The sequence below is a fragment of the Micromonospora sp. NPDC048907 genome, from assembly GCF_055586885.1.
In genome coordinates this window covers 595,933-622,734 of the sequence record NZ_JBVJHI010000005.1, presented here as the reverse complement: position 1 = coordinate 622,734, position 26,802 = coordinate 595,933, and the positions used below count along the sequence as shown (strand labels likewise).

Below are 26,802 nucleotides of genomic sequence, written 5' to 3'. Positions count from 1 at the left end.
CGGGGCAGGGGACAGGGTGGGGTCAGCGGGTTGCGGTCAGGGTCAGCAGGAGGGCCGTGGTGGCCAGGCCGGCGGCCGCCACCAGCAGGATCGGGCGGGGGGTCAGCACGGCGTGGCGGCGGTCGGCGAGCAGGCGGGCCGGCGCCAGCCCGACCAGCGGGCCGAGCAGCGTCACCACCAGCGCCAGCACCGGCATACCGACCGCCAGGTCCCCGCCGGAACCGGCGCCCAGCGCCCGGGCGCCCTCGCCCAGGGCGTACGCCAGCAGCGCGCCGCCGATGCCGCAGCCCACCAGCAGCGGATTCGCGGATCCGGGCAGCTCGCCCGGCTGCCGGGTGCGATCCAGCAGCTCGCGCACGCCGCGCAGCAGCGGCACCGGGTCGCCGGTGGCGTCCCGGGCCGGCCCGGGCGGGTCACCCAACCGCCGGCCGCCGGCGCCGATCCGCTCCCGGAGCTGCCCCCACAGGTGGGCGGCCTCGGTGTCCACCCGCTCCACCATCCGCCGCGCCTCGGCCACCTCCGCCTCGGCCTGACGCACCTGCGCGGCGGCGTCGGCCACCGCGCGGTCGGCGGCGGCGACCTGCTGGGCGTACCAGTCGTGTGCCTCGTCCCGCTGGGCGGCCACCCGGGCGGTCAGGTCGGCGAGGCGGCGGAGGTGGGCGGTGTACGTCTCACTGGCAACCGGTTCGTTCATCGCGACGGACCATAAGGGATGATCACCTGTCCGGTACGGTGCACCGCCCGGTCGAAGTAGAGGCCCCGCCACGGGCGGGGGTACCAGTCCGGGCCACCCGTGCCCGGATAGAGCGAGGAGCCCAGCTCGGCGCCTTGCACGTCGAGCGCCACCCAGGCGCCGATCTGGTCGGTGCGCGCCGCCGGCCCGCCCAGGTCGACCCGCATCCGGGCCACACCGCGCCACCAGGCCAGCACGTGGGTACGCCGCTCCGGACCGTCGTGCAGGATCCGGCGCAGCTGCTCCAACCCGGTCCGCGCGCCGGCCTTCCCGGCCAGCTGCCCGGCGGCCGCGTCCACCGCGTACAGCAGCAGGAAGTGCGGGGTCTGCGGGGTGCCCGGGGCGCCGAGCGCGTCGCCCACCTCGGCCATCAGCTCGGGCACCGTCTCCTCGTCGTACCAGGCGGCGTCGTCGGCCAGGTCCTCGTAGAGGGCGCGGGCGGCCGGGTCGGCGTCCGGGTCGAGGCAGGCGATGGAGAACCGGGCGGTGCCGGGCCGGTACTGCCGCGCCAGGGAGCGGGCGGCGGCGTCGAGCACCGCGCACGCCTCGTCGACCCGGGTGCCGAGCACGGCCAGGTTCCGCCCGGGGGCCCGGGGCAGCCGCAGCGCCGCCGAGCGGGACTGCACGTCGATGATCTCGCCGAGCAGCGCCACCGGGCTGCGCGGCACCCCCTGCTCGGGGGCGGTGAGCGCCCGGAAGTCGGGCGCCTCGGTCAGCCTCGGGATCGCGTCGCCGTCGAAGAGGCGGGCCGGGGCGGCGTCCTGCGGGCGCATCCGCCACAGCCGGTGCTGGAGCTGGCTCCACGTCTCCCAGTCCCCGGCCGACGGGATCCGGGCGACCTCGTTCCCCTCGGCCAGGCCGGACTCGGCGTTGACCACGGCGTGGTGCCGGGGCAGCGACTGCGCGGCGTCGTTGCGTTCGGCCAGGATCCGCAGCGCCTTGGGCAGCGCGATGCGCAGGGTGAACTGGGCGACCAGGGCGGGCCGCCCCCACAGCGCCTCGATGCCGCGCACGTCCTGGGAGGCGAGGACCAGGTGGATGCCCTGCGACCGGCCCCGCCGGGCCAGGTCCTCCAACAGGTCGGCGGCCTCCCGGGCGACCACGTCCCGGCCGGCGAGCAGCGCCTGGAACTCGTCGACCACCGCCACGATGCGCGGCCAGTGCCCGGTCGGGTCCACAGCGCGCAGCTCGGCCAGCTTGGTCACCTCGTGCTTCTTCGCGGCGTCGGCCCGGCGGCGCAGCTCCTCGGCGAGGAAGCGCAGCAGCGCCAGCCCGAACTCCCGGTCGGTGTTCACGTTGATCCCGACCAGCCGCATGTGCGGCAGCCAGCTCGGGTCCCGCCGGCCCTGGGCGAACCGGGCGAAGGACACCCCCTCCTTGAAGTCGAGCAGGTAGAACTCCAGCTCGGCGGGGGAGTAGCGGGCGGCGAGCGCGCCGATCCACGCGAAGATCAGGTTGGTCTTGCCGGTGCCGGACGGGCCGCCGATCAGCGCGTGCGGCGGGTAGTCGCCGAGGGTGAGCAGCACCTGCCGGCCGTGCGGGCCCTCGCCGATCGGCGCGGTCAGCCCGTGCGCCGAGTCCTCCCGCCAGTACTCGCCGGGCGGGGGGAGCAGGTCGGTGAAGGGCGCCGGCGGCGGACCGGCGTTGACCCGGGAGGCCACCTCGCGGCAGGTCTCGGTGACCAGCCCGGCCGGCGGCGGGTCGTCCAGCGCCACCGGCAGGCCGCCGATCCGGGCGTCGCCCGGATCGACCACCACCCGAGTGACGGTCGGCCCGTCGGGCAGGTCGATCCCGCGGACGACCAGGTGCACGCCGCACGCCGCCCCGGTGCGCACCACCCGGTCCAGCTGGCCGCGCTCGTGCCGGGACAGCTCGTCGCCGCCGAGCAGCACCGCCACCCGCCACGGCTCCGGGCGCCGGCCGGTCGCGGCGGCCAGCTCGCGCAGCGACGCGTACTCGCCGGCCAGCACCGTCTCGTTGATCCGGCGGATCTGCTCCACCAGGTCGTCGAGCAGCCGGCCCAGGCCGCCGGGGCCGACGAAGGTGAGCAGCCCGGCGGTGCCGAGCGGGGCGAACCCGGCCAGCCCGCCGCCCAGGTGCTCCGGGTCGTACCCGAAGAGCCGGACCCCGCCGGGGTCGGCCCGGCCGACCGAGCGCAGCAGCAGCGCGGGCACGACCGCGGCGACGCCCTCCCGGTCGCCGCCGGCGAGGTGCACGTGGCCGGCGTCGAGCAGCGGGACCAGCGCCGGGACCGGCTCGGCGCCGGGGATGCGGACGGTGCCGACCCGGACCGCGCCGGGTGGCTCGGCCCGGCCGGCGGGGGTGGCCCGCCAGTCGTCCCAGGGCGCGGACGCCGCACCCGGCGCCTCCCGCCCGGCCGCGGCGGCGGCCCGGCGGGCCAGCTCGGCGATCCGGGCGGCGTGCCGCGAGTCGATCTCGGCGAGCCGGTGGTCGCGTGCCGCGCCCACCCGCTCGGGCACGGCGGCGGCGGCCCGCCGCACCCGGGCCAGCCGGTCCCGGCCGGTGGCCAGCTCGGCTTCGGCGGCGGCGAGCCGGTTCCGGGTGGCGCCCAGGGCCTCGGAGAGCATTCCCCGGACCCGCGTCACCAGTTGCGCGCGGACGTCAGCCACGGGACGGCTCCCGGTCGTCGGTGTCCTTCGGCAGGTCGCGGCCGAGCCGGTCGAGCAGCACCCCGGTGACCACCCCGGCCGTGACGGCCGGGTCGGCGGCGTGCGGCTGCTCCTGGTCGTCGGCGCGGCGCGGCGGCGGCATCCGGCAGACCCGGGTGAGCAGGGTGTCCAGCACCGGTGGGGGCAGGCCGGGCAGCAGGTCGCGGACCCGACCGTCCAGCTCCCGGCGCAGCCGGGCCAGGTCGTCGGCGCGCGGCGGGTGGCCGAGCAGCTCGCCGGCCAGGCCGCGCAGCATCGGCGGGGCGATCGCGGCCAGCCCCAGCCCGACGTCGGCGTGCGCCCGGCGCAGCTCCCGGTGCAGCCGGTCCCGGTCGCCGGCGCGGATCCCGGTCACGACCCGGCGCAGCAGCTCGCGGGAGTCGCCGACCCGCTCGTCCGGCTCGTCCGGTGCGCCCTCCCGGCCGCCGGTCAGCTCCGCCACCCGCACCGCCCACCAGCGGCGCACCGCCGGCTGCTCGTCGGGTTCGGGGGCGGCGCCCGGGGCCGGTGGTCCGGCCTCGCCGCGGGCCGCGTCGTGCCGCGGCCGGCGGTCGGCGGCCTTCGGCGCGGGCGCCCCGTCGGCGGCCAGCCCGATCGCGGCCAGGTACGCCGACAGCTGCTCCTGCGCCACCCGCAGCGCGTAGCCGGCGGTCTCGGCGTGCTCGGTCGCGGCGGACAGCTCCGGCACCCCCATGGGGTTGGCGGACTCCTGACGCACCCAGCGCAGCCGCTCGGTGGCCTGGCCGAACTTCTCCAGCGCGGCGGCGAGCTGGGCCAGGGGCAGTTCCTCGGCGGCGGCGCGGACCTGCGCGCCGATGTCCTCGACGATGGACACGACCGGTCCTCAGAGGGTCGCGACGTAGAGCTGCGCCTGCTCGACCGCCACCAGCGTGGCGGCGAGACACTCCTCCAGCTCCTGGCTGGCCTGGGTCAGCGAGGCCTGGGCCGCCTCGACGGTCTCGTGGCCGCTGCCCTCCAGCGCGCCGGCGAGGGTCTGCTGCGCCTCGGCCAGCTTCTCCCCGGCCGCCTGCACCGCTGTCTGCCCGTCTCCTATCTGCTGGAGAGCGACATCGATGGCTGCCTTCAGCTCGGCGACGCTCGCCACGGGGGACCTCCTGGGGGCGGGGAGATCTCCATTACAACCCATCCCGTTGGGCGGGAGAACATCCACCCTCGCGGCGTTCCTGCCCGGCTGTCCGATTGTCGCTCTGACGTGCGGAAAGGCGCTCCAGGAGGGTGCCGGGAGTCCCGCCGGTGCACCCTCGGGTCCCGTGCACGGGACGCGCCGTAGGCGTCAGCGGGGGACCCGGCGCGGGCCGTACACCTCGGCGCCGAGCGCGCCCACCCGGGACCGCAGCTCCCGGTCGGCGGTGACCACCGCCCGCCGGCGGTCCGGGGCGGCCGCGACCAGCGCGACGATCGTGTCGTCGCCCGATCCGGGCGCGGAGACCACCGCGCACCCGGGCACCGCCGGGACGTCCCGGGCCGCGCCCTCCACCACGAGCACCACCTCCACGGGCGGCGGCAGCTCCGGCGGCAGGCCGGCCCCGGCGACGGGCACCAGCGCGTCGCGCAGCCGGGCGGCGGCCCCGGCCCGGTCCCGCCACCACCCGTCGGGGCGCGAGCCCACGACGTTCGCGCCGTCGACGATGAGCAGTGGCCGGGTCTCCATGCCCTCAGCGTGCCACCCGCCCGCGTTTGTCGCGCCGACCGCCGGGTAGCCACCGCCGACCGTGCCGCGCCATGTCGCGCCCCGGCGGCCGTGCCGACCGACTGCGGAGGACAGAGATGATGGGACCCGGTGACTTCGGCAACGACCCGTGGGACGAGTTCCTGGCCCGGTACTTCGGGCGGGGCGAGGGGGGACGCCGGCCGGCGCACCGGGTCGACATCACCCGGCTCATGACCGCCGACGCGCGGGAGATGCTGGCCGACGCGGCCCGCCGCGCGGCCCAGAAACACAGCAACGACCTGGACACCGACCACCTGTTGTGGGCGGCGTTGCAGCGCGAGCCGCTGCGCGACCTGGTCCGCCGGGCCGGGGCCGACCCGGACGCGCTGGTCAACGCGCTCGGCGGGCGCGGTGACGGGGCGCCCCGGGGGGAGGTCCCGCCGAACCTGTCGCTCACCCCGGCCGCCAAGCGGGCGCTGCTCGACGCCCACCAGCTGTCCCGGGCCATGGGCGCCAACTACATCGGCCCCGAGCACATCCTCATGGCGCTCCCGCTCAACCCCGAGTCGCCGGCCGGCCGGATGCTCGCCGCCGGGCGGATCCAGCCCGAGTCGCTCCAGGCGGCCAGCGCCGAGCGCGGCCCGATGACCGGCCCGAAGCCGGACCGCGGCACCCCCACCCTCGACCAGTACGGCCAGGACCTCACCGACCTGGCCCGGATGGACCAGATCGACCCGGTGATCGGCCGGGCCGACGAGATCGAGCAGGCCGTGGAGATCCTGTCCCGGCGCACCAAGAACAACCCGGTGCTGATCGGTGAGGCCGGCGTCGGCAAGACCGCCATCGTGGAGGGGCTGGCCGAGCGGATCTGCGACGGCGACGTCCCGCAGACGCTGCTCGGCAAGCGGGTCATTCAGCTCGACCTGGCCAGCCTGGTCGCCGGCACCCGCTACCGGGGCGACTTCGAGGAACGGCTCAAGAAGGTGATCGACGAGATCCGCGCCCACCGCGAGGAGCTGATCGTCTTCCTGGACGAGATCCACACCCTGGTCGGCGCGGGCGGCGCCGGCAGCGAGGGCGGCATGGACGCGTCCAACATGCTCAAGCCCGCCCTGGCCCGCGGCGAACTGCGGGTGATCGGCGCGACCACGCTGGACGAGTACCGGCGCAGCATCGAGAAGGACGCCGCCCTGGCCCGCCGGTTCCAGCCCGTCCTGGTTCCCGAGCCGACCGTCGAGGACACCGTGGCCATCCTGCGCGGGCTGCGCGACCGCTACGAGGCGCACCACCAGGTCCGCTTCACCGACGAGGCGCTGGTCGCCGCCGCCGAACTCTCCGACCGGTACGTCACCGACCGCTACCTGCCGGACAAGGCCATCGACCTCATCGACCAGGCCGGTGCCCGCGTCCGGCTGCGCACCCGCACGCCCGCCGCCGACGTGCGCGACCTGGAGCAGCAGCTCGACGAGGTACGCCGGGACAAGGAACAGGCCGTCTCCGACGAGCAGTACGAACGGGCGTCCACCCTGCGCGACCGGATCGCCGAGCTGGAGGACCAGGTCCGCCGCGCCCGCGGCGACGAGGGCCCCAACCACGTGCCCGAGGTCGGGCCGCGGGAGATCGCCGAGGTGGTCTCCCGGGCCACCGGCATCCCGGTCAACCAGCTCACCGAGGAGGAACGGGACCGGCTGCTGCGCCTGGAGGGGCACCTGCACGAGAAGGTGATCGGCCAGGACGAGGCGGTCAGCGCGGTGGCCGAGGCGGTGCGCCGCTCGCGTACCGGCCTGGCCGACCCGAACCGGCCGATGGGCAGCTTCCTCTTCCTCGGCCCCACCGGCGTCGGCAAGACCGAGCTGGGCCGGGCCCTCGCCGAGGCGCTGTTCGGCGAGGCCGACCGGATGGTCCGGGTGGACATGAGCGAGTTCCAGGAGCGGCACACGGTCAGCCGGCTGGTCGGCGCGCCCCCCGGCTACGTCGGCTACGAGGAGGCCGGCCAGCTCACCGAGGCGGTGCGCCGCCGCCCGTACGCGGTGGTGCTGCTCGACGAGATCGAGAAGGCCCACCCGGACGTCTTCAACATCCTGCTCCAGGTGCTCGACGACGGCCGGCTCACCGACAGCCAGGGGCGCACGGTCAACTTCAAGAACACCGTGCTGATCATGACGAGCAACCTCGGTTCGGAGCTGATCACCGGCACCCAGCGCACGGTCGGCTTCGGCGCCGGTGAGCCCGGCGAGCAGGAGGCCAGCGACCTGCGCGAGCGACTCATGCGCCGCCTCCAGGAGAACTTCCGGCCCGAGTTCATCAACCGCATCGACGAGGTCATCATCTTTCAGCGGCTGGAGGCCGAGCAGCTCCGCCAGATCACCGGGCTGCTGCTGGAGGAGACCCGCCGCCGGCTGCACGCCCAGGACATCCGCGTCGAGTTCACCACCGCCGGCGTGGACTGGCTGGCCGAGCACGGCTACCAGCCCGAGTTCGGCGCCCGGCCGCTGCGCCGGGTCATCCAGCGCGAGGTCGACAACCGGCTGTCCCGGATGCTGCTGGAGAACCAGATCTCGCCCGGCCAGCAGATCACCGTCGACGCCCGGGACGGCCAGCTCGCCATCGACGTGGCCGCCGGCGACCGCGGCTACACCGCCGCGACGACGTCCCATCCGCGATGAGGGAAGGCGCCCCACACCCGACGGATCGGAGGGCGGACATGACCGAACCCGAGGAGACCCGGGAGGACACCGAACGCAGCGAACCCATCGTGGCGCCGCCGACGGCCAACCCGGCCCGGGTCAAGGTGCCGCCGGAGGGCTTGAAGCAGCAGACCGACAAGGGCGAGGGCGACCCGACGCCGTCCGGGTCGCCGTCGGGAGAGGAGGCGTGATGGTACGCGAGGCGCGACTCGATCCGGAGGTCGAGGTGATCTGGGACGACTTCCACGCCGAGGTGAACGTCCCCTCCGAGCAGCTCCGGCAGTGGCTGCTCACCCGCGGCTCCGGGGAGGAGGCGTTCGGCCCGAACCCGGACCTTGACCTGCCCGAACCGGGGCGGCGGATCCTCCAGGTGCTCACCAAGCGCAAGGTGGACCTGACCCCGGAGGACATCGAGGTGATGCGGGACGCCATCGAGCGGATCCGGGCGCTCAGCGCGGAGAAGCCGAGCCGGGGCAACGCCGACGACGAGTGGCGGCACTCCCTGCTCGACCTCGGCCACGACGTCCTCATCGAACGCTGACCGCGGCACGCGGCGGCACCCGGGAACGCGTCCCGGGTGCCGCCGCCGTCGGTCTACTCCGATTCCAGGCTGGGCAGCATCAGCCCGGCGGCGTCCGCGGCGTCCTGCCGTTCGCCGCGGGCCCGCTCCTCCCGGCTGAGCAGGTTGGCGAACTCGGTGATGTCGGCCGGCTCCGGCACCTCCGGCAACCGGCGCAGGAACGCCTCCAGGTCGGCGGAGGCGGCGGTGTGCGCGGCGGCCGCCTGGCGCAGCAGCTCCCGCTGGTCGGCGGCGGGGTACAGATCAGTCATGTCGCCCAGATACCCGCGCTCAGGCGGTTCGCACCCCGCTCGGGGTGGTCGACTGCACGCCGAAGTCCGGGTGGGACAGCAGCCACGCCAGGTAGTCCGGGTGGTTCGCCAGCGCGTCGGTGTACGCCGCCACCGCCGCCTCCAGCACCGGCTCGGCGACCCGGGCCGCCGGGGCGTCCGGATGCCAACCGAGCAGCAGCCGCCAGCGCAGCGGCGCCCCGGCGAGCCGGCGGGTCACCAGGCCGGCCACCGGGCGGAACGTGGCCTGGCACAGCGCCACGGCCTCGCCGGCGTCGACCAGGTCGAGGCAGCCCCGCACGTCCGCCTCGTAGACCTTGCGGGGGGTGAAGCCGGCGCGGGCGCAGGCGGCGGCGAAGCAGTCGCCGAAGCAACCGTCGCCGGGCGCGGCCGCCCACTGCTCGCGGCGCAGGTCGACGAGGCGCACCTCGTCCCGGTCGGCCATCGGGTGGGTCTGCGGCAGGAGCACGAAGACCGGGTCGACGGCCACCTCCCGCCAGCTCAGCCCGGACTCCGCCGACGGGGTGGCGTCGCCGCACACCCCGGTGAGCGCGAAGTCGAGCCGCCCGCCGGCCACCAGCTGGGCCAGTTCGTCCACCGACCACGACGCGTACATGGTGATCTGCACGTCGGGGCGCTCGGCGGCGAGCCGGTGCACCAGCCGGCCGAGGATGGGGCTGTTCACCCCGCCGAACCGGTACCGGCTCAGCGCGTCGCCCGCCCCGGCCAGGCGGGCCGCCTCGTCCTGCAGGCCCTTCATGGCCGGCAGCAGCACCCGGGCCCGGTCCAGCACCAGCTCACCCAGCGCGGTGGGCCGGGCGCCCCGGCGGTCCCGCTCGAACAGCGGCCCGCCCAGGGCCCGCTCGATGCGTTGGAGCTGGGCGGTCAGCGCCGGCTGGGCCAGGCCGAGCGTGGAGGCCGCCTTCGTGACGCTCCCCGTCTCCGCGATCGCGCACACCACCCGCAGGTGTCGCAGCTCCAGATTCATAACGTGACGGTAGGACCACCCAACGGCTGGGCGGAAGGGTCTTACGGCATCGGTATACCTGTATGGGACAGCCGTCAGACGTCGCGGGGGCGCTCCAGGTCCGCGAGGCGGGTCCGCCGCCCGGAGACCACGTCGCGCACCTTGTCCAGCACACCCACCGCCGGCTCGACGATCTTGTTCCACGGCGGGGTGGCCGGGGTGCCCGGGTGCGGCCGGGTCGGCGCCGCCTCCTCGGCGATCTCCCAGCGGTTGCCCAGCCGGATCAGCTCGGCGTCGCTGGCCACCTCGCGCAGCGGCGTCACCAGCGCGGCGACCCGGCCGACGTGCCGGCGTACCCGGTCGGCGACGTCAGCCACCGCCGGGTCGTCCGGCCCGGACAGTCCCTTCAGCGCGGTCAGCAGCGCGGCGTCCGCCTCGATCTCCCGGTCCACCAGTTCGGCGCTCTCCGGAACGGCGGCCCGGGCGGCCGGGAAAAGGTACTGCTCCTCGGCGGAGACGTGCCGGGACACCGCGGCCGTCAGCACGTCCAGCACCTCACGGCGGCGCGCCGGGTCCAGGCTCGCGTCGCCGGCCTGCTCGGCCAGCCCGAGCAGCACCCGGTGCTCCCGGTCCACGAGGTCGGCCAGGCTCCGCCCGCCCGGCCGGTACGCGTCGTCGGCGGTGGGTGGCAACGGCGGCAGGGGGACGGTCATGGTGCCCTCCGTGAGCTGGCGGCCAGGGCCATCCGGGCTCGGCGCCTCTGGCGCCGCGGAACAGCCGATCGACGGGTGTGGTGGTCCGGCGGTACCCGCCCGCGCGATCCGCGAAACCGTGCCCCGACCGGGGGCGACCGGCCGGCCGGCCCTGCTGGTATGAAGAAGCGATGACGAGCGACCCCGCCTCCGCCCGACCGGACCCCACCGACGAGGTCGTGGACCTCTGCCGCGACCTGCTGCGCATCGACACCACCAACACCGGGGACAACGACACCAGCGTCGGGGAGCGCCGGGCCGCGGAGTACGTCGCCGAGAAGCTCGCCGAGGTCGGCGTCGACGTGGAACTCCACGAGTCCGCGCCGGGCCGGGCCAACCTGGTCGCCCGGATCCCCGGCACCGACCCGGGCCGGGACGCGCTGCTCGTGCACGGGCACCTCGACGTGGTGCCCGCCGACCCGGACGAGTGGTCGGTGCACCCGTTCTCCGGCGAGATCCGCGACGGCTACCTGTGGGGCCGCGGCGCCATCGACATGAAGGACTTCGACGCGATGGTGCTGGCCGTGGTCCGCGGCTGGCAGCGCGCCGGGGTCCGCCCGTCCCGCGACATCGTGCTCGCCTTCACCGCCGACGAGGAGGCCGGCAGCGACTACGGCGCGCACTTCCTCGCCCAGCGGCACCGCCACCTCTTCGACGGCTGCACGGAGGCGATCGGCGAGGTCGGCGGCTTCTCCTACTCGGTGGACGAGTCGCGGCGGCTCTACCTGATCGAGACCGCCGAGAAGGGCATCGACTGGCTGCGCCTGCACGCCAAGGGCCGCCCGGGCCACGGCTCGATGGTGCACGACGACAACGCCGTGACCGCGCTCGCCGAGGCGGTCGCCCGGATCGGCGGGCACCGCTTCCCGGTGGTCATGACCGACACCGTACGGGCGTTCCTGGCCGAGATCTCCGACGTCCTCGGCATCGAGATCGACCCCGACGACCCGGAGACCGCGATCGCCAAGCTCGGCCCGATCGCCAACATCATCGGCGCGACCATCCGCAACACCGCCAACCCGACCCGGCTGACCGCCGGCTACAAGGACAACGTCATCCCGGGCCGGGCCACGGCCACCATCGACTGCCGCAGCCTGCCCGGGCAGAGCGAGGTGCTGGAGCGGCAGCTGCGCGAGCTGGTCGGGCCGGACATCGCCATCGAGTACATCCAGCGCCAGCCGGCCCTGGAGACCACCTTCGACGGCGACCTGGTCGAGGCGATGTCCGCCGCGCTGCGCGCCGAGGACCCGGGCGCCCTGCCGGTGCCGTACATGCTCTCCGGCGGCACCGACGCCAAGGCGTTCTCGCAGCTCGGCATCCGGTGCTTCGGGTTCGCGCCGCTCCGGCTGCCCGCCGACCTCAATTTCTCCGGCCTGTTCCATGGCATCGACGAGCGGGTTCCGCTGGACGGACTACAGTTCGGCGTGCGGGTTCTCGACCGCTTTCTCCGCAGCTGCTGACCGTGCCCGTCGCGCCGCCGGCGCGGAACCTCCCCCATCGCGAAGGGACTGCCTCACATGACCGACCAGCACGGTGAGCTGGACGCCGCCCTCGAGCGGGTGATCGACGCGGCCCGCGCCCACCTGGCCGCCGTCCGCGCCGCCCAGGGCCGGATCGACGACGACGCCGTCTGGCAGGCGTACGTCAATTTGAACAACGCCTCGTTCGCCTACGACGAGCAGCTGCTCGACGCGTTCGGCGAGGTGACGCCGTGGGACGTCGAGTCGATCGACCCGGACGAGGCCGACGAGCGCTTCGGCGGGGCCGAGGGCGTCGAGGCGACCGACCCGCACCCGCGGGTGATCTCGGTGCGGCAGCGGCGGGACTACCGCGTCCCCAGCGTCTCCGCCCTGATCCGGGCGGCCGAGGCGGCCCGCCGCGAGGGCACCCCGGAGGAGGACGAGCCGGCCCCGGTCGAGGGCGTCGGCGAGGCGGTCCTGGAGCTGCTGCAGGGCGGCGACGGCTCGCTCTCCGCCCTCGACGTGCCCGAGCTGGAGCCGCTCGACGGCGTGGTCATGGTCAGCGAGGTCGGCACCCCGGTCGACCTGGAGTCGTTCGACGACGACGACCCGGTCGGCCCGTTCCAGCCGGCCGCCGACGACCGGCTGGTCGGCCGGCTCGACGAGCACCCGTTCCTGGAGCTCGACGAGGAACACGACCACGCCCACTAGGCAGCGACGCCCCCGGAGCCACCGCACGGTGGCTCCGGGGACGGTCCCGCCCGGCAGCCGTCAGTAGGAGAGGCCCGGCTGCGGCTGGTTGACCCGGCGCCGGCGCAGCATGACCTGCCGCGTGCCGTCCCGGTAGAGCCGCACCCGGGCCAGCTCCCAGCCGGAGAACTCCGCCTGGATCGCCAGCTGCGCCGCGGCGGTCAACCGATCAACATTCGAGGGCAACCGGAGCGGCGCGTATTCGTAGTCCATGGCTTCCATGCTGCCCAGCCCGGCAGCCCGCCGCCACCCCCTGAGGGTGACCCGCGTCGCCTCTTTCGCGCACCGGCGCCCAGCCGGCGGGGGGTCAGCCGTCCCGTTCCGGGTAGCCCACCGGCACCGCCGAGACGTCGTCCAGCGCCGTGACGATCTCCTCGGGCAGCGTCATCCGCTCCACCTGCAGCGCGCCGAGGAGCTGCCCCACCGTCCGGGCGCCGAGGATCGGCGCGGTCACGCCGGGCCGGTCCCGGACCCACGCCAGCGCCACCTCCAGCGGTGACACGCCCAGGCCCCCGGCCGCGATGGCGACCGCCTCCACGATGCTCGAACAGCGCGGCTCCAGGTAGGTGGCGACGAAGCGCTCGAAGTGCGGCGACACGGCCCGCGAGTCCGCCGGGCGGCCGTTGCGGTACTTGCCGGTGAGCACCCCGCGACCCAGCGGCGACCAGGGCAGCACGCCCAGCCCCATGGCCTCGCAGGCGGGCAGCACCTCGCGCTCCACGCCCCGCTCCAGCAGCGAGTACTCCACCTGGGCGGCGACCACCGGGGCACGCCCCGGCCAGGCGGCCTGCCAGGCGGCGGCGCGGGCGGTCTGCCAGCCGGAGAAGTTCGACACCCCGACATACCGGGCCTTGCCGCTGGACACCGCGTGGTCGAGCGCGGAGAGCGTCTCCTCCAGCGGGGTGTCCGGGTCGTACCCGTGCACCTGCCACAGGTCGACATGGTCGGTGCCGAGCCGGCGCAGCGAGGCCTCCAGGGTGCGCAGCAGGTGCCCCCGCGAGCCGTCCCGGCGGCGGCCGCTGCCCGGGCGCAGCCCCGCCTTCGTGGCGATGAGCAGGTCGTCGCGGGGCACCAGGCTGCCCAGCAGGGAGCCGATCACCGACTCCGCGTCGCCGTCGGCGTAGACGTCGGCGGTGTCCACGAGGTTGCCGCCCGCGTCGAGGTAGCTCTTCAGCTGGGCGGCCGCGTCATCGGCATCGGTGTCCCGTCCCCAGGTCATGGTGCCGAGCGCGAGCCGCGAAACCGCCAGCCCGCTTCGGCCGAGCGGTCGCTGTTGCATGGGTGAACCTTATTTCGAAGCCGGCTTCACGGATATCCTCGCCGCAGTCAACTTCCCGCGCGACCTCCCGCGGGTGTGACGTGTTCGAGGTGAGCCGGTGGTCCGCGCCACCACTGCCATTGCGTAACCTGATGCGACCTGTGGTGCGGATGGTGGGAGGACCAGTGCGACTCGGGCTCAGCCTCGGATACCAGACGGCGTGGAGCACGCCGGCCGACCACCTGGCGCTGGCCCAGGAGGCGGATCGGCTCGGCTACTCGGTGGTGTGGGCGGCGGAGGCCTACGGCTCCGACTCGCCGAGCATGCTGGCCTGGATGGCCGGCCAGACCGAGCGGATCGACGTGGGCGCCGCGGTGATGCAGATCCCCGCGCGCACCCCGGCGATGACCGCGATGACCGCGGCGACCATCGACGCGCTCTCCGGCGGCCGGTTCCGGCTCGGCCTGGGCGTCTCCGGCCCGCAGGTCTCCGAGGGCTGGCACGGCGTCCGCTTCGCCAAGCCCCTGGCCCGCACCCGCGAGTACGTCGACATCGTCAAGCTGGCCGTGGCCCGCAAGGAGGTCGCGTACGACGGCGAGCACTACACGCTGCCGCTGCCGGACGGCCCGGGCAAGGCGCTGCGGCTGGGCTTCCACCCGCCGCGCGAGCACATCCCGATCTACCTGGCCGCCGTCGGCCCGAAGAACCTGGAGCTGGCCGGCGAGATCGCCGACGGCTGGCTGGCCGTCTTCTACGCACCGGAGTTCGCCGAGGAGCAGCTCGCCTCGGTCCGCGCCGGGCGGGCCAAGGCGGGCAAGGAGCTGGCCGGCTTCGACGTCGTCCCGTCCGTTCCCGTGGTGGTCGGCGACGACATCGCCACCTGCGCCGAACTGGTCCGCTGGTACGCGGCCCTCTACGTCGGCGGCATGGGCAGCCGGCAGCAGAACTTCTACAACCAGCTCGCCACCCGGATGGGCTACGGCGACGCCGCCCGCGAGGTGCAGGACCTCTACCTGGCCAAGCGGCAGCGCGACGCGGCTGCCGCGGTGCCCATGGAGTTCATCGACCGCACCTCGCTGCTCGGCCCGAAGGAGCGCATCGCCGAGCGGATGCGGGAGTACGCGGCCGCCGGCGTGACCACCCTGTCGGTCACCCTGTTCGTGGCGGACCGGGACAGCGGCGTGCAGACCCTGCGGACCGTCGCCGAGGCGCTGGACCTCTCCGGAGTCGGCGAGTGACCTGGGTCGAGGCCATCGTCCTGGGCATCGTCCAGGGGCTCACGGAATTCCTCCCGGTCTCGTCCTCCGGGCACCTGCGGATCACCTCGGCGATCTTCTTCGACCGGGACGCCGGCGCGTCGTTCACCGCGGTGACCCAGCTGGGCACCGAGGCGGCGGTGCTCATCTACTTCTTCAAGGACATCTGGCGGATCGTCCGGACCTGGGTGCTCGGCCTGTTCGACAGCTCGGTGCGCTCCAGCCTCGACTACCGCATGGGCTGGTACGTCATCGTCGGCACCATCCCGATCGGCATCTTCGGGCTGCTGTTCAAGGACCAGATCCGCACCGCCGGCCGCGACCTGCGGCTGGTCTCCACCACGCTGATCCTCGGCGCGATCGTGCTCGCCTTCGCCGAGTACTGGGGGCGGCAGACCCGCACGCTGGAGAACTTCCGGATGCGCGACGGCGTCATCATGGGCTTCGCCCAGGCCGCCGCGCTGGTCCCCGGTGTCTCCCGCTCCGGCGGCACCCTCACCGCCGGCCTGCTGCTCAACCTCACCCGGGAGACGGCGGCGCGCTACTCGTTCCTGCTCGCCATCCCGGCCGTGGTGATCTCCGGGGTGTTCAGCATCCCGGACGTCTTCGAGCCGTCCGCGCCGGGCACCGCCGCGCCGAGCGTGGCGCAGATGGTCGTCGCCACCGTGATCGCCTTCGGCATCGGGTACGCGGCCATCGCCTGGCTGCTGCGCTACGTCGCGCACCACACCCTGTACCTGTTCGTCCTCTACCGGGTGGCGCTCGGCTCCCTGGTCCTCTGCCTGCTGCTCACCGGCACGATCGAGGCCACCTGACCTGATGCCGATACGCCGCTGGCCGGCACCCCGTGTTCGGGGTGCCGGCCAGCGGCGATTGCGTTGGGTCAGCTGTTCCAGTGCTGGTGGACGATGTCGGTGGCCTGCTGCTCCCACTGGGCGTAGGCGTCGGGGTAGGCCGAGACCTGCACGGTCTGCGCGGCGTCGGTCAGCGGCATGGTCTCCCAGCCGTCGACCTGCTTGAGGCCCTTGAGGAAGGCGAGGGTGGAGTACTCGGGGTTGGTGATCTGCTCCGGCGTGCCCCAACCGCTGGAGGGGCGCTGCTGGAACAGGCCCAGCGAGTCGTGATCATTCTTGTCGCCGAGGTGGCCCAGGTTCTCCAGCTTCGACTCCTGCAGGCTCGTGGCGATGGAGATGACCGCGGCCCGCTCGGGCAGGCCGGCCTTCTTCGTCGCCGCGATGATCGCCTTGGCGTTGGCGGTCTGCTCGTCGTTCAGGTCGATGTGCGACTGGGCGCCCTGCACCGTAGCGACCGCAGCCGGCTTGGTGCTGTTCACCGGCTCGGCGTGGGCGGCGACCGGACCGGCGAACACACCACCGGTGAAGGCCAGACCAGCGATACCCAGCACGCTCTTACGCAGCATCGTGTTCATGGGGGTAGCTCCATTCGGGGGTTGGCGCACACGCCGATGGGGGTCGGCTGTGCGCAAGCACCACGTCAGGCGCTCAAGAAAGTCTTAGGGGGATCATCCGGCGCACGGGGCGGGGGCCCTTTCGTCGCGCCGGGACCATGTACAACGACCGGCCGGCCACCATCATTCCCGCAGGGCCCGGGTCGGGCGGGCGGGTCGCGGGGGCCGGGCATCCCGTCGGGCGGGGCCGTGGTCCTCGGTCGTGCACCGGGTATAACGACCCCCGCCCACCGGCCATTCCACCGCCGGGATGCCGCCGGTCACCCCGCGAACCGGACACCACACCCACCCGCGCACGGCTCGGTGGAGCGCCATGGAGGTATCCGGCCGCCGGAGGCATCCATAGCGCTCCACTCACCGCCGGAAGCCGGGCATGAACCGGACATCCGCCCCAAGCTCACCGCCCGTGTCGGCGCAACGTGACGACCTGGCGGGATCGGCGTGACCGCCCCAGCCCCACCCACGGGCCACGTAGCCACCCGCCCAACCCAGCCGACCCGCTTTGCTCTGCAGCCATCCACGCACCACCTACGCTCCGTGCCCGCTGCGGCGATGGCTGCAGAGCAAAGGCGGTGAGTGAGCACTTGCCACCCGGCGGCCCAGGCGGCCGCGCTCGCTGTGTGAGGGGCTGCAGATTAGGGGCGGTGGGTGATCCCTGGCGGCCGCGCGCTGCTTCGAGGGCTGCAGAGCGGAGGCGGTGGGTGAGCACTTGCCACCCGGGCGGACCGGGCGGCCGCGCGCTACGGGGAGGGCTGCAGAGCAAAGGCGGTGGGTGAGGACCTGCCACCCGGGCGGGCCGGGCGCCGCGCGCGAACCCGCCCCGACGTGCGCTCGACGGCGGACAGCGGCGGACCCCCGGCGACCCGGGACCGGGGTGCGCGGAAGGCTGGGCGTACACAACAGCGCCGCCCGGCCCCGGAGGGACGGGCGGCGCTTGGGTGTCGGTGTGCAGGTCGCCTCTCGGCGAGTGGCACGACGCGGCTCCAGCCGGACGGTATTCCGCGAAGGCAATTTAGGTGAGGCCCGGGGACACTGGACACACCGACGCTCTGCACAACGGCCCGACCGGCCCCGGTGTTCCGGGCGTCGGCGTGTCCGCCGTCACACCGCCACCCCGGTGCGGCGCGGCCCGACGGGCGACACCGCCACATCCCGTGGTGCAGTCGATCAAGGGGGTGGGAGCGCCTAGGGTGGTCTGCGTGGCGACCCTTCTGCTTCTGCGACACGGCCGGACCACCGCGAACGCCGACGGTGGCCTGGCTGGCCGGCAACCGGTCGAGCTGGACGAGACCGGGCGCGCCCAGGCCGCGGCGGTGGGTGAGCGGCTCAAGGGGCTGCCCCTCGCGGCGGTGGTGACCAGCCCGCTGATCCGCTGCCGGCAGACCCTGGAGCTTGCCCTGCCCGGGGCGGCGCCGGTGGTCGAGGAGGGGCTCATCGAGTGCGGCTACGGCGCCTGGGAGGGGCAGCCGTTGAAGAAGCTGGCGAAGGAGCCGCTCTGGCCGGTGGTGCAGCAGCACCCGAGCGCCGCCGTGTTCCCGGAGGGGGAGTCGATGGCGGCCATGTCGGCGCGGGCGGTCGCCGCGGTGCGCTCCTGGGACGCCCGGGTCAGCGCCGAGCACGGGCCCGAGGCGGTCTGGCTGGCGTGCAGCCACGGCGACGTGATCAAGGCGATCGTGGCCGACGCGTTGGGCGTACACCTGGATCTGTTCCAGCGGATCGTGGCCGACCCGGCGTCGGTGACCGCGATCCGCTACACGCCGCTGCGGCCCTTCCTGGTCCGGCTCAACGACACCGGCGGCGACCTGGCCGGGCTGGTCCCGCCGCCGCGAAAGCGGCGCCGGCGGGCGACCCGGGCGACCGACTCGGACGCGGCGGTGGGCGGCGGCGCGGGGGCGACCCGGTGAGCGGCCTCGCCACGCCCGGGAACGGCGGGCGGCGGCCCTGGCGTTTCGCCCTGGGCGGATTCGGCGTCGGTGCGCTGCGCGACGGTTCCGCACGCCGGATAGGGTCGTGGGTATGACCCACCAGGTGCACGCCTTCGAGCCGCCGGAGCGGTTCGTCGCCGGAACCGTCGGCCCGCCGGGGGAGCGCACGTTCTTCCTCCAGGCGCGCGGCGGGGGCCGGCTGGTCAGCGTCGCGCTGGAAAAGGTCCAGGTGTCCCTGCTCGCCGAGAAGCTGGAGGAGCTGCTCTCCGAGGCGCAGCGCCGGTTCGGCGTCGAGCTTCCGGAGGCGGCCCCGGTGACGGGCGACAACGACCCGCTCGACACCCCGGTCGACGAGGAGTTCCGGGTCGGCACCCTGGGCCTGGCCTTCGACGTGGACTCCGCCACCGTGGTGATCGAGGCGATCGCCGCCGGTGAGGCGGAGGCCGAGGTCGAGCTCGGCGACGCGGACGACGACACCGACGAGGACCCGGACGAACCGGACGACGACCTCGATCGGCTCCGGGTCCGGCTGACCCCCGAGGCGACCCGCGCGTTCATCGAGCGGGCCCGGCGGGTGGTCAACGCCGGCCGTCCGCCCTGCCCGCTCTGCGGCCAGCCGCTCGACCCGGCCGGTCACCTCTGTCCCCGGCACAACGGTTACCACCGGTGACGTCGTCCGAACTCCAGCCCCGACAGGACGGCGCCTCCTCGCTGCGACTGCTCAGCGACGGTGAACTGACCCTGGAGGGGCGGCTGGTCGACGCCTCCAACACCACCCTGCGGGGCATCATCACCCTCGACGGGGCGTCCGCGCGCTGCGTCTACAAGCCGGTCCGTGGCGAGCGCCCGCTCTGGGACTTCCCGGACGGGACACTCGCCGGCCGGGAGGTCTCGGCCTACCTGGTCTCGCAGGCCACCGGCTGGGACCTGGTGCCGCCGACCGTCCTGCGGGACGGTCCGTTCGGTCCCGGCTCCTGCCAGCTCTGGATCGACGAGCCGGAGGACGCCGAGCCGCTTGTCGGGTTCGTGCCGGCCGAGACGGTGCCGCCGCGCTGGTTCCCGGTCGCCGCGGCGCGCGACGACGACGGGGCCGCGTACGCGTTGGCGCACGCCGACGATCCCCGGCTGGCCCGGCTGGCCGTCCTCGACGCCGTGATCAACAACGCCGACCGCAAGGGCGGCCACGTGCTCGTCGGCCCCGACGACCGGGTCTACGGGGTCGACCACGGGGTCTGCTTCCACGTCGAGGAGAAGCTGCGCACCGTGCTCTGGGGCTGGGCCGGCCGGCAGCTCCCGCCGGACGCGGTGGCGATGCTCGACGACCTGGCCGGCCAGCTCACCGGTGCGCTCGGCGACGAGCTGGCTGAGCACCTCACGATCAGCGAGGTCGCCGAGGTGGCGGCCCGGGTGGACCGGTTGCGGGAGACCGGGCGGTTCCCGCTGCCGCCCGAGGAGTGGCCGGCCATGCCCTGGCCGCCCATGTGAGCCGTTGTCGCGTTGATCACCCGAGGCGCGCCACCCGAGCGGCTGACGGATCGTTAGGCTGGAAATCATGGAGTCTTGGGCGGGACACGAGGTGCCACGGCTGCCGGGCAAGGGCACGCCACTGAACTTGTACGACTCGGCGCGGCAGGGCCTCCACTCCAGTCAGCCCGACGGTGCGGCCAGCATGTACGTCTGCGGCATCACCCCGTACGACGCGACCCACCTGGGCCACGCCGCCACCATGATCACGTTTGACCTGGTGCAGCGGATGTGGCGGGACGCCGGCCTGACCGTGCGGTACGTGCAGAACGTCACCGACATCGACGACCCGCTGCTGGAGCGGGCGGAGCGCGACGGCGAGGACTGGAAGGTCCTGGCCATGCGGGAGACCGCGCTGTTCCGCGAGGACATGGAGGCGCTGCGGATCATCCCGCCGGAGCACTACGTGGGCGCGGTCGAGTCGATCCCCGACATCGCCGAGAAGGTGTTGGTGCTGCTCAAGGACGGCGCGGCCTACCGGCTCGACGACGGCACGGGCGACGTCTACTTCGACGTCGCCGCCGCTCCCGCGTTCGGCTACGAGTCCAACCTGTCGCGCGAGCAGATGCTGGAGATCTTCCCGGAGCGCGGCGGCGACCCGGACCGGGCCGGCAAGCGCGACCCGCTCGACCCACTGCTGTGGCGCGGCGCCCGCGAGGGCGAGCCGTCCTGGCCGGGCGGTGAGCTGGGCGCCGGGCGCCCCGGCTGGCACATCGAGTGCGCGGTGATCGCGTTGAACCTGCTCGGCGACCGGATCGCCGTCCAGGGCGGCGGCAACGACCTGCTCTTCCCGCACCACGAGTGCTCGGCGGCGCACGCCGAGCGGCTGACCGGCCAGGCCCCGTTCGCCGACCACTACGTGCACGCCGGCATGATCGGCCTGGACGGCGAGAAGATGTCGAAGTCCCGGGGCAACCTGGTCTTCGTCTCCCGGCTCCGCGCCGACCACGTCGACCCGATGGCGGTCCGCCTGGCCCTGCTCAGCGGGCACTACCGCAGCGACCGCTCGTGGACCGACGAGCTGCTCGCCGAGGCGCAGGAGCGGCTGGCCCGCTGGCGCCGGGCCGCCGCCGCGCCGGCCGGCCCGTCCGGCGAGGAGCTTCTGGCCGGGGTACGCGCCCGCCTCGCCGACGACCTGGACAGCCCCGGCGCCCTGGCCGTGGCCGACGAATGGGCCGACCAGGCCCTCGCCGGGGTCGCCGACGACGCGGCCGCCCCGAAGCTGTTCGCCGACACCGTCGACGCCCTCCTCGGCATCCGCCTCTGAGCGGCTCATCCCGGCGTGGTCCCGCCCGGGGAGGGACTAGCCGAGGACGAGGCCGGGGTCGGGGTCCTGGTCGGGTGCCGGCGCGGGGATGCGGTACTCCTCGGTGAGCGTGGTCATCGGGCCGGGCCAGGTGGCGTGGGCGACCTCGATCGGCTTGCGCTGGGCGTCGTAGGCGACGTGCAGCAGGTGCAGGACCGGGGTGTCGGGGCGGATCTGGAGGATCTCCGCCTCCTCCCGGCTGGGCTGGCGGGCGCTGATCGTGTCGGTCGCGGTGACGTACCGGCGGCCGGTGGCCTCCTCGGCCTCCTGGTAGAGCGGCCGGCCGAACGCCTCCGCGCGCTCCAGGGAGGTGCCGGCGGTGTCGGCGGGCAGGAACCAGGAGGCGCCGACCTCGACGGGTGAGTCGTCGGTGCGGACCAGGTGCCGCCGGCAGAGCAGTTCGGTGCCGTCGGCCACCCCGAACGCGTCGGCCACCTCGGGCGGGGCGGCGGCGCGGCCGACCGAGACGAGCTGCTGCCGGTACCGGGCGGCCAGGTCGGTGTGGTAGCCGCGGAAGCCGCCGTACCGGCCGCGGGAGAGCCGGTTGAGCCGGCGCCGGGTGCCCCGGACGTACGTACCGGAGCCGGGCTTGGTGATCAGGACGCCCTCGACCCGCAGCTGGTCGACGGCGCGCTGCACGGTCTGCTTGGCGACGCCGAACATCTCGGCGATGGCCGGGATGGACGGCAGCCGCTCGCCGGGCCCCCAGTCGCCGCGGCGCACCTGGGCCTTGAGCTGCGCGGCGATCTGCCGGTGCGGGAACTCGGCCGCGCCGGGATTGATCTGCATGCCCGCCTCCTCATGACAGCTAGGTTCCTAGGATGCCGTAGCGGGTGTGACCGCGCCACCCCGGACACGCGAAAACCGGGCCCCACCGGGACCCGGTTCTCCACGCGACAGGGCTACCAGGAGCCGGCCGTGGGGCCGGCGGAACCGCCCCGGCGGCGCAGGTACTTCTCGAACTCCTGGGCGATCTCGTCCCCGGTCAGCGGGGTGATGCCGGCGTCGCCGACCCGTTCCTCCAGCTCACGGACGTACTCGCCCAGCTCGGCGTCCTGCTCCGCGGCGCTGCGCACCCGCTGCTCCCACTCCGCGGCCTCCTCGGCCAGGTCGGCCATCGGCACCGGCAGGTCGAGCACCTCCTCGACCCGGTGCAGCAGCGCCAGGGTGGCCTTGGGGCAGGGCGGGTTGTTGGCGTAGTGCGGCACGTGCACCCAGAACGACACGGCGTCCACCTCGGCCCGGGTGCAGGCGTCGTGCAGCACCCCGACGATCCCGGTCGGCCCGTCGTAGCGGGTGGGGGTGAGCTGGTAGCGCTTGGCGGCGTCGGCGTCCGAGGCGCTGCCGCTGATCGGCAGCGGCCGGGTGTAGGGCACGTCGGCCAGCAGCGCGCCGAGCAGCACGACCCGCTCGACCTCCAGGCTGTGGCAGATCTCCAGCACCTGCTCGCAGAAGGTGCGCCAGCGCATGCTGGGCTCGATGCCGCGGATCAGCACCACGTCGCGCTCGGTGCCCTCGGGGCTGGCCACCATGAAGCGGGTGGTCGGCCACTCGACCCGGCGGGTCTCCCCGTCGGCCATCGTGATGGTCGGCCGGCTCACCTGGAAGTCGTAGAAGTCCTCCGGGTCCAGCTCGGTCACCTGTCGGGCCTGCCAGACCTGCTCCAGGTGCTCCACGGCCGCGGTCGAGGCGTCGGCGGCGTCGTTCCACCCCTCGAAGGCCGCGATGGCTACCGGGGACCGCAGCACCGGCAGTCCGTCGAACTCGGTCACGCCGTCACCTCGAGCCGTCGTACGGTCGCGTCCCTGATGTCCTTCACGTCGCCAGCCTACGTGCCGCCGCCGGGCGCGGCCCGTCGGCCGCGCCGGTCCGCCGACCCGACCAGTCGGGCGAACCGGATGAAAGGTACGCGGTGATCCCGCTGACAGTATGTGGGAAGCCCATGTTGCGGTGACCTCTCCACGCCGCGCCGCACTAACCTGGCCCTGTGCGGACTTCGTTGCTCGATGTGCTGGCGGACCGGATCCTCATCGCCGACGGGGCGATGGGGACGATGCTGCAGGCGGCCGACCTGACCCTGGACGACTTCGACGGCCTTGAGGGCTGCAACGAGATCCTCAACGTCACCCGACCGGACGTGGTCCGCGGCGTGCACGAGGCCTACCTGGCCGTCGGCGCGGATTGCGTGGAGACCAACACCTTCGGCGCCAACCTGCCCAACCTGGCCGAGTACGGCATCGCCGAGCGGATCCGCGAGCTGTCCGAGGCGGGCGCGCGGCTCGCCCGGGAGGCCGCCGACGCGTACGCGACGCCGGAGCAGCCGCGGTTCGTGCTCGGCTCGATGGGGCCCGGCACGAAGCTGCCCACCCTCGGGCACGCGGCGTATGCGACCCTGCGGGACGCGTACCAGGAGAACGCGGCCGGCCTGATCGCCGGTGGGGCGGACGCGTTGATCATCGAGACCTGCCAGGACCTGCTCCAGGTCAAGGCCGCCGTGGTCGGTGCCAAGCGGGCCCGGGCCGAGCTGGGGCGGGACGTCCCGATCATCTGCCAGGTGGCCGTGGAGACCACCGGCACCATGCTGCTGGGCAGCGAGATCGGCGCGGCGCTGACCGCCATCGAGCCGCTCGGCGTCGACCTGATCGGCCTCAACTGCTCGACCGGCCCGGCCGAGATGGGCGAGCACCTGCGCTACCTGTCCCAGCACTCCCGCATCCCTGTCTCGGTCATGCCGAACGCCGGCCTGCCGGTGCTGACCGCCGACGGGGCCTACTTCCCGCTGAGCCCGGACGAGCTGGCCGACGCGCTGGACCGGTTCGTCACCGACTACGGCGTGTCCCTGGTCGGCGGCTGCTGCGGCACCACCCCCGAGCACATCCGGGTGCTGGTCGAGCGGCTGCGCGGCCGGCGGCCGGCGGCCCGGGAGCCGCGTCCCGAGGCGGGCGTCTCGTCGATCTACCACCACGTGCCGTTCGCCCAGGACGCCAGCATCCTGATGGTGGGGGAGCGGAGCAACGCCAACGGCTCCAAGGCGTTCCGCGAGGCGATGCTCGCGGCCGACTGGCAGGCCTGTGTCGAGATCGCCCGCGGCCAGGCCCGGGACGGCTCGCACCTGCTGGACCTCTGCGTCGACTACGTCGGCCGGGACGGCACGCAGGACATGCGCGAGCTGGCCGGCCGGTTCGCCACCGCCTCGACCCTGCCGATCATGCTGGACTCGACGGAGCCGGCGGTGGTCGAGGCGGGGCTGGAGATGCTGGGCGGCCGCTGCGTGGTCAACTCGGTCAACTTCGAGGACGGCGACGGCCCGGAGTCCCGCTACGCCCGGGTGATGCCGGTGGTCCGGGAGCACGGCGCCGCCGTGGTGGCGCTGCTCATCGACGAGGAGGGCCAGGCCCGCACCCGGGACTGGAAGGTACGCGTCGCGTGCCGGCTCATCGACGACCTGACCGGCCGGTGGGGGCTGCGCCGGGAGGACATCCTCATCGACGCGCTGACCTTCCCGATCGCCACCGGGCAGGAGGAGACCCGCCGCGACGGCATCGAGACGATCGAGGCCATCCGGGAGATCGCGACCCGCTACCCGGGGGTCAACTTCACCCTGGGCATCTCGAACGTCTCCTTCGGTCTGAATCCGGCGGCCCGGCAGGTGCTCAACTCCGTGTTCCTGCACGAGTGCGCGCAGGCCGGCCTGACCTCGGCCATCGTGCACGCCAGCAAGATCCTGCCGATGTCGAAGATCCCCGACGAGCAGCGCGAGATCGCGCTCGACCTGGTCTACGACCGCCGCCGCGAGGGCTACGACCCGGTGCAGCGGTTCATCGAGGCCTTCGAGGGCGTCGACGCCGCCTCGGCGCGGGCCACCCGGGCCGAGGAGCTGGCCGCGCTGCCGCTGGACGAGCGGCTCAAGCGGCGGATCATCGACGGGGAGCGCAACGGCCTGGAGGCCGACCTGGACACGGCCATGGCCGAGGGCCGTACGCCGCTGTCCATCATCAACGACCTGCTGCTGGACGGCATGAAGGTGGTCGGTGAGCTGTTCGGCTCCGGCCAGATGCAGTTGCCGTTCGTGCTCCAGTCCGCCGAGGTGATGAAGACCGCGGTGGCCTACCTGGAGCCGCACATGGAGAAGACCGACGACGACGGCAAGGGGCGCATCGTGCTCGCCACCGTCAAGGGCGACGTGCACGACATCGGCAAGAACCTGGTCGACATCATCCTGTCCAACAACGGCTACGACGTCGTCAACATCGGCATCAAGCAGCCGATCAACGCGATCCTGGACGCGGCTGAGGAGCACCGGGCCGACGCCATCGGCATGTCCGGCCTGCTGGTCAAGAGCACGGTCATCATGAAGGAGAATCTGGCCGAGATGGCCGCCCGCGGGGTCGCGGAGCGCTGGCCGGTGCTGCTCGGCGGCGCGGCGCTCACCCGGGCGTACGTGGAGGACGACCTGCGCTCGGTGTTCCCCGGGCAGGTGCACTACGCCCGGGACGCGTTCGAGGGGCTGTCCCTCATGGACCGGGTGATGACGGCCAAGCGGGGCGGCGCGCCGGTGGTGGACCCGGAGCGGGAGGCCGCCCTGGCGGCCCGCCGGGAGCGGCGGGAGCGGCAGCGGGCCCTGGTCCGCGAGGCGCTGCCGGAGCTGGACGACGCGTCGGTGCGCTCCGACGTGGCCGCCGACGTCGAGGTGCCCACCCCGCCGTTCTTCGGCACGCGGGTGGTCAAGGGCGTGCCGCTGGCGGACTACGCGGCGCTGCTCGACGAGCGGGCCACCTTCCTCGGCCAGTGGGGGCTGCGCGGGGCCCGGGGCGGCAAGGGCCCGTCGTACGAGGAGCTGGTGGAGACCGAGGGCCGGCCGCGGCTGCGGTACTGGTTGGACCGGCTCATCGCCGACCAGGTCCTGGAGGCCGCCGTGGTCTACGGCTACTTCCCGGCCTACTCGGAGGGCAACGACCTGGTGGTGCTGGACGAGAACGGGCACTCCGAGCGGGCCCGGTTCTCGTTCCCGCGGCAGCGGCAGGAGCGGCGGCTGTGCCTGGCCGACTTCTTCCGCCCGAAGGGCGAGCAGCTGGACGTGGTGGCGTTGCAGCTGGTCACCGTCGGGCAGCCGATCAGCGAGTACACGGCGAAGATGTTCGCCGGCAACGAGTACCGCGACTACCTGGAGGTGCACGGCCTGTCGGTGCAGCTCACCGAGGCGCTGGCCGAATATTGGCACCGGCGGATCCGCGCCGAGCTGGTCCTGCCGGGCGGGCGTACGGTCGCCGACGAGGACCCGGCCGACCTGGCCGGCCTGCTGCGCACCGACTACCGGGGCTGCCGGTACGCGTTCGGCTACCCGGCCTGCCCGGACCTGGAGGACCGGGCGAAGATCGTGGAGCTGCTGGGTGCCGAGCGGATCAACGTGCAGCTCTCGGAGGAGTTCCAGCTCGTCCCGGAGCAGGCCACGGACGCGATCGTCGTCCACCACCCGGAGGCCAACTACTTCAACGCCAAGTGATCGCCCTGGGCGTGCGGCGACCC

At 74.1% G+C, this 26,802-nt stretch carries 25 protein-coding genes; 12 read left to right on the top strand and 13 right to left on the bottom strand.

Features of this window, described 5'->3' with window-relative positions; genetic code table 11:
• Positions 1 to 22 precede the first annotated feature (22 nt).
• The 5 genes from ACZ6PY_RS20975 to ACZ6PY_RS20955 form a co-directional block, all read right to left on the bottom strand.
• Entirely contained in the window at positions 23 to 694 is a 672-nt protein-coding gene (locus tag ACZ6PY_RS20975; RefSeq protein ID WP_466074565.1) for a hypothetical protein, read from the bottom strand.
• On the bottom strand, positions 691 to 3,363 hold the full coding sequence (locus ACZ6PY_RS20970; RefSeq protein ID WP_466074563.1) for an FtsK/SpoIIIE domain-containing protein: 2,673 nt from the start codon (positions 3,361 to 3,363) through the stop codon (positions 691 to 693). The genes ACZ6PY_RS20975 and ACZ6PY_RS20970 overlap by 4 nt, the downstream gene beginning before the upstream one ends.
• Positions 3,356 to 4,237, bottom strand: a complete 882-nt coding sequence (locus tag ACZ6PY_RS20965; protein WP_466074561.1) for a hypothetical protein — start codon at positions 4,235 to 4,237, stop codon at positions 3,356 to 3,358. The genes ACZ6PY_RS20970 and ACZ6PY_RS20965 overlap by 8 nt, the downstream gene beginning before the upstream one ends.
• A gap of 9 nt (positions 4,238 to 4,246) precedes the next feature.
• Entirely contained in the window at positions 4,247 to 4,507 is a 261-nt protein-coding gene (locus ACZ6PY_RS20960; protein WP_030504016.1) for a hypothetical protein, read from the bottom strand.
• A 189-nt stretch (positions 4,508 to 4,696) separates the two neighbouring features.
• Entirely contained in the window at positions 4,697 to 5,074 is a 378-nt protein-coding gene (locus tag ACZ6PY_RS20955) for a hypothetical protein (protein ID WP_466074559.1), read from the bottom strand.
• 116 nt (positions 5,075 to 5,190) lie between these two features.
• Here ACZ6PY_RS20955 and ACZ6PY_RS20950 point away from each other — a divergent pair, with 116 nt between their 5' ends.
• The 3 genes from ACZ6PY_RS20950 to ACZ6PY_RS20940 are packed head-to-tail and all read left to right on the top strand — an operon-like array spanning position 5,191 to position 8,302.
• Positions 5,191 to 7,740: an ATP-dependent Clp protease ATP-binding subunit gene (locus ACZ6PY_RS20950; protein ID WP_466074557.1), complete on the top strand. Its 2,550-nt coding sequence runs from the start codon at positions 5,191 to 5,193 to the stop codon at positions 7,738 to 7,740.
• 38 nt (positions 7,741 to 7,778) lie between these two features.
• Complete coding sequence (locus ACZ6PY_RS20945; protein ID WP_466074555.1) at positions 7,779 to 7,952, top strand: hypothetical protein; 174 nt, start codon at positions 7,779 to 7,781, stop codon at positions 7,950 to 7,952.
• Positions 7,952 to 8,302 (top strand): DUF3140 domain-containing protein, encoded by a 351-nt coding sequence (locus ACZ6PY_RS20940; RefSeq protein WP_151464370.1) that lies wholly within the window; start codon positions 7,952 to 7,954, stop codon positions 8,300 to 8,302. Before ACZ6PY_RS20945 ends, ACZ6PY_RS20940 begins: the two co-directional genes overlap by 1 nt.
• A gap of 53 nt (positions 8,303 to 8,355) precedes the next feature.
• On the opposite strand, the gene ACZ6PY_RS20935 is transcribed toward ACZ6PY_RS20940, so the two are convergent.
• The 3 genes from ACZ6PY_RS20935 to ACZ6PY_RS20925 form a co-directional block, all read right to left on the bottom strand.
• Positions 8,356 to 8,592 carry a hypothetical protein gene (locus ACZ6PY_RS20935; RefSeq protein WP_466074552.1) on the bottom strand — a complete coding sequence of 79 codons (237 nt, stop codon included), beginning with the start codon at positions 8,590 to 8,592 and terminating at the stop codon, positions 8,356 to 8,358.
• Positions 8,593 to 8,611: 19 nt separating this feature from the next.
• Positions 8,612 to 9,598 carry a LysR family transcriptional regulator gene (locus tag ACZ6PY_RS20930; RefSeq protein ID WP_466074550.1) on the bottom strand — a complete coding sequence of 329 codons (987 nt, stop codon included), beginning with the start codon at positions 9,596 to 9,598 and terminating at the stop codon, positions 8,612 to 8,614.
• A gap of 74 nt (positions 9,599 to 9,672) precedes the next feature.
• Entirely contained in the window at positions 9,673 to 10,290 is a 618-nt protein-coding gene (locus ACZ6PY_RS20925; protein ID WP_466074547.1) for a hemerythrin domain-containing protein, read from the bottom strand.
• Positions 10,291 to 10,460: 170 nt separating this feature from the next.
• Here ACZ6PY_RS20925 and ACZ6PY_RS20920 point away from each other — a divergent pair, with 170 nt between their 5' ends.
• On the top strand, positions 10,461 to 11,789 hold the full coding sequence (locus ACZ6PY_RS20920) for a M20/M25/M40 family metallo-hydrolase (RefSeq protein WP_466074545.1): 1,329 nt from the start codon (positions 10,461 to 10,463) through the stop codon (positions 11,787 to 11,789).
• 57 nt (positions 11,790 to 11,846) lie between these two features.
• The gene (locus tag ACZ6PY_RS20915) at positions 11,847 to 12,500 is read left to right on the top strand and encodes a hypothetical protein (RefSeq protein WP_466074543.1); all 654 of its coding nucleotides are present in this window, start codon (positions 11,847 to 11,849) and stop codon (positions 12,498 to 12,500) included.
• Positions 12,501 to 12,560: 60 nt separating this feature from the next.
• Here the strand turns inward: ACZ6PY_RS20915 and ACZ6PY_RS20910 are convergent, their stop codons facing one another.
• Complete coding sequence (locus tag ACZ6PY_RS20910; protein WP_091265978.1) at positions 12,561 to 12,752, bottom strand: DUF5703 family protein; 192 nt, start codon at positions 12,750 to 12,752, stop codon at positions 12,561 to 12,563.
• Positions 12,753 to 12,846: 94 nt separating this feature from the next.
• Positions 12,847 to 13,818, bottom strand: coding sequence for an aldo/keto reductase (locus ACZ6PY_RS20905; protein WP_313721510.1), 972 nt, complete (start codon positions 13,816 to 13,818; stop codon positions 12,847 to 12,849).
• Positions 13,819 to 13,982: 164 nt separating this feature from the next.
• On the opposite strand from ACZ6PY_RS20905, the gene ACZ6PY_RS20900 reads away from it, so the two are divergent.
• Together ACZ6PY_RS20900 and ACZ6PY_RS20895 are read left to right on the top strand one after the other, a co-directional pair.
• Complete coding sequence (locus tag ACZ6PY_RS20900) at positions 13,983 to 15,035, top strand: LLM class F420-dependent oxidoreductase (protein WP_091265972.1); 1,053 nt, start codon at positions 13,983 to 13,985, stop codon at positions 15,033 to 15,035.
• Positions 15,032 to 15,868, top strand: a complete 837-nt coding sequence (locus ACZ6PY_RS20895; protein WP_466074539.1) for an undecaprenyl-diphosphate phosphatase — start codon at positions 15,032 to 15,034, stop codon at positions 15,866 to 15,868. Before ACZ6PY_RS20900 ends, ACZ6PY_RS20895 begins: the two co-directional genes overlap by 4 nt.
• A gap of 68 nt (positions 15,869 to 15,936) precedes the next feature.
• On the opposite strand, the gene ACZ6PY_RS20890 is transcribed toward ACZ6PY_RS20895, so the two are convergent.
• Entirely contained in the window at positions 15,937 to 16,482 is a 546-nt protein-coding gene (locus ACZ6PY_RS20890) for a hypothetical protein (protein ID WP_466074537.1), read from the bottom strand.
• A 1,229-nt stretch (positions 16,483 to 17,711) separates the two neighbouring features.
• On the opposite strand from ACZ6PY_RS20890, the gene ACZ6PY_RS20885 reads away from it, so the two are divergent.
• The 4 genes from ACZ6PY_RS20885 (at position 17,712) to mshC (ending at position 21,237) form a co-directional block, all read left to right on the top strand.
• Positions 17,712 to 18,425 (top strand): histidine phosphatase family protein, encoded by a 714-nt coding sequence (locus ACZ6PY_RS20885; RefSeq protein WP_466074690.1) that lies wholly within the window; start codon positions 17,712 to 17,714, stop codon positions 18,423 to 18,425.
• A gap of 112 nt (positions 18,426 to 18,537) precedes the next feature.
• Positions 18,538 to 19,116: a DUF3090 domain-containing protein gene (locus ACZ6PY_RS20880; protein ID WP_466074535.1), complete on the top strand. Its 579-nt coding sequence runs from the start codon at positions 18,538 to 18,540 to the stop codon at positions 19,114 to 19,116.
• Positions 19,113 to 19,931 carry an SCO1664 family protein gene (locus ACZ6PY_RS20875; RefSeq protein ID WP_466074533.1) on the top strand — a complete coding sequence of 273 codons (819 nt, stop codon included), beginning with the start codon at positions 19,113 to 19,115 and terminating at the stop codon, positions 19,929 to 19,931. Before ACZ6PY_RS20880 ends, ACZ6PY_RS20875 begins: the two co-directional genes overlap by 4 nt.
• 67 nt (positions 19,932 to 19,998) lie before the next feature.
• A complete protein-coding gene (gene mshC / locus ACZ6PY_RS20870; protein ID WP_466074531.1) occupies positions 19,999 to 21,237 on the top strand; it encodes a cysteine--1-D-myo-inosityl 2-amino-2-deoxy-alpha-D-glucopyranoside ligase in 1,239 nt (412 codons plus the stop codon).
• A 36-nt stretch (positions 21,238 to 21,273) separates the two neighbouring features.
• On the opposite strand, the gene ACZ6PY_RS20865 is transcribed toward mshC, so the two are convergent.
• Complete coding sequence (locus ACZ6PY_RS20865; protein WP_466074529.1) at positions 21,274 to 22,065, bottom strand: GntR family transcriptional regulator; 792 nt, start codon at positions 22,063 to 22,065, stop codon at positions 21,274 to 21,276.
• A gap of 113 nt (positions 22,066 to 22,178) precedes the next feature.
• Complete coding sequence (locus ACZ6PY_RS20860) at positions 22,179 to 23,048, bottom strand: PAC2 family protein (protein WP_030504102.1); 870 nt, start codon at positions 23,046 to 23,048, stop codon at positions 22,179 to 22,181.
• A gap of 215 nt (positions 23,049 to 23,263) precedes the next feature.
• On the opposite strand from ACZ6PY_RS20860, the gene metH reads away from it, so the two are divergent.
• Positions 23,264 to 26,779, top strand: a complete 3,516-nt coding sequence (gene metH, locus ACZ6PY_RS20855) for a methionine synthase (protein WP_466074527.1) — start codon at positions 23,264 to 23,266, stop codon at positions 26,777 to 26,779.
• Positions 26,780 to 26,802 lie beyond the last annotated feature (23 nt).

Bases quoted from the DNA above. Each gene is read 5' to 3' on its own strand.
- ACZ6PY_RS20975 (WP_466074565.1), bottom strand. From the start codon at position 694: ATGAACGAACCGGTTGCCAGTGAGACGTACACCGCCCACCTCCGCCGC.
- ACZ6PY_RS20955 (WP_466074559.1), bottom strand. From the start codon at position 5,074: ATGGAGACCCGGCCACTGCTCATCGTCGACGGCGCGAACGTCGTGGGC.
- ACZ6PY_RS20950 (WP_466074557.1), top strand. From the start codon at position 5,191: ATGATGGGACCCGGTGACTTCGGCAACGACCCGTGGGACGAGTTCCTG.
- ACZ6PY_RS20945 (WP_466074555.1), top strand. From the start codon at position 7,779: ATGACCGAACCCGAGGAGACCCGGGAGGACACCGAACGCAGCGAACCC.
- ACZ6PY_RS20940 (WP_151464370.1), top strand. From the start codon at position 7,952: ATGGTACGCGAGGCGCGACTCGATCCGGAGGTCGAGGTGATCTGGGAC.
- ACZ6PY_RS20935 (WP_466074552.1), bottom strand. From the start codon at position 8,592: ATGACTGATCTGTACCCCGCCGCCGACCAGCGGGAGCTGCTGCGCCAG.
- ACZ6PY_RS20930 (WP_466074550.1), bottom strand. From the start codon at position 9,598: ATGAATCTGGAGCTGCGACACCTGCGGGTGGTGTGCGCGATCGCGGAG.
- ACZ6PY_RS20925 (WP_466074547.1), bottom strand. From the start codon at position 10,290: ATGACCGTCCCCCTGCCGCCGTTGCCACCCACCGCCGACGACGCGTAC.
- ACZ6PY_RS20920 (WP_466074545.1), top strand. From the start codon at position 10,461: ATGACGAGCGACCCCGCCTCCGCCCGACCGGACCCCACCGACGAGGTC.
- ACZ6PY_RS20915 (WP_466074543.1), top strand. From the start codon at position 11,847: ATGACCGACCAGCACGGTGAGCTGGACGCCGCCCTCGAGCGGGTGATC.
- ACZ6PY_RS20910 (WP_091265978.1), bottom strand. From the start codon at position 12,752: ATGGACTACGAATACGCGCCGCTCCGGTTGCCCTCGAATGTTGATCGG.
- ACZ6PY_RS20905 (WP_313721510.1), bottom strand. From the start codon at position 13,818: ATGCAACAGCGACCGCTCGGCCGAAGCGGGCTGGCGGTTTCGCGGCTC.
- ACZ6PY_RS20890 (WP_466074537.1), bottom strand. From the start codon at position 16,482: ATGAACACGATGCTGCGTAAGAGCGTGCTGGGTATCGCTGGTCTGGCC.
- ACZ6PY_RS20880 (WP_466074535.1), top strand. From the start codon at position 18,538: ATGACCCACCAGGTGCACGCCTTCGAGCCGCCGGAGCGGTTCGTCGCC.
- mshC (WP_466074531.1), top strand. From the start codon at position 19,999: ATGGAGTCTTGGGCGGGACACGAGGTGCCACGGCTGCCGGGCAAGGGC.
- ACZ6PY_RS20865 (WP_466074529.1), bottom strand. From the start codon at position 22,065: ATGCAGATCAATCCCGGCGCGGCCGAGTTCCCGCACCGGCAGATCGCC.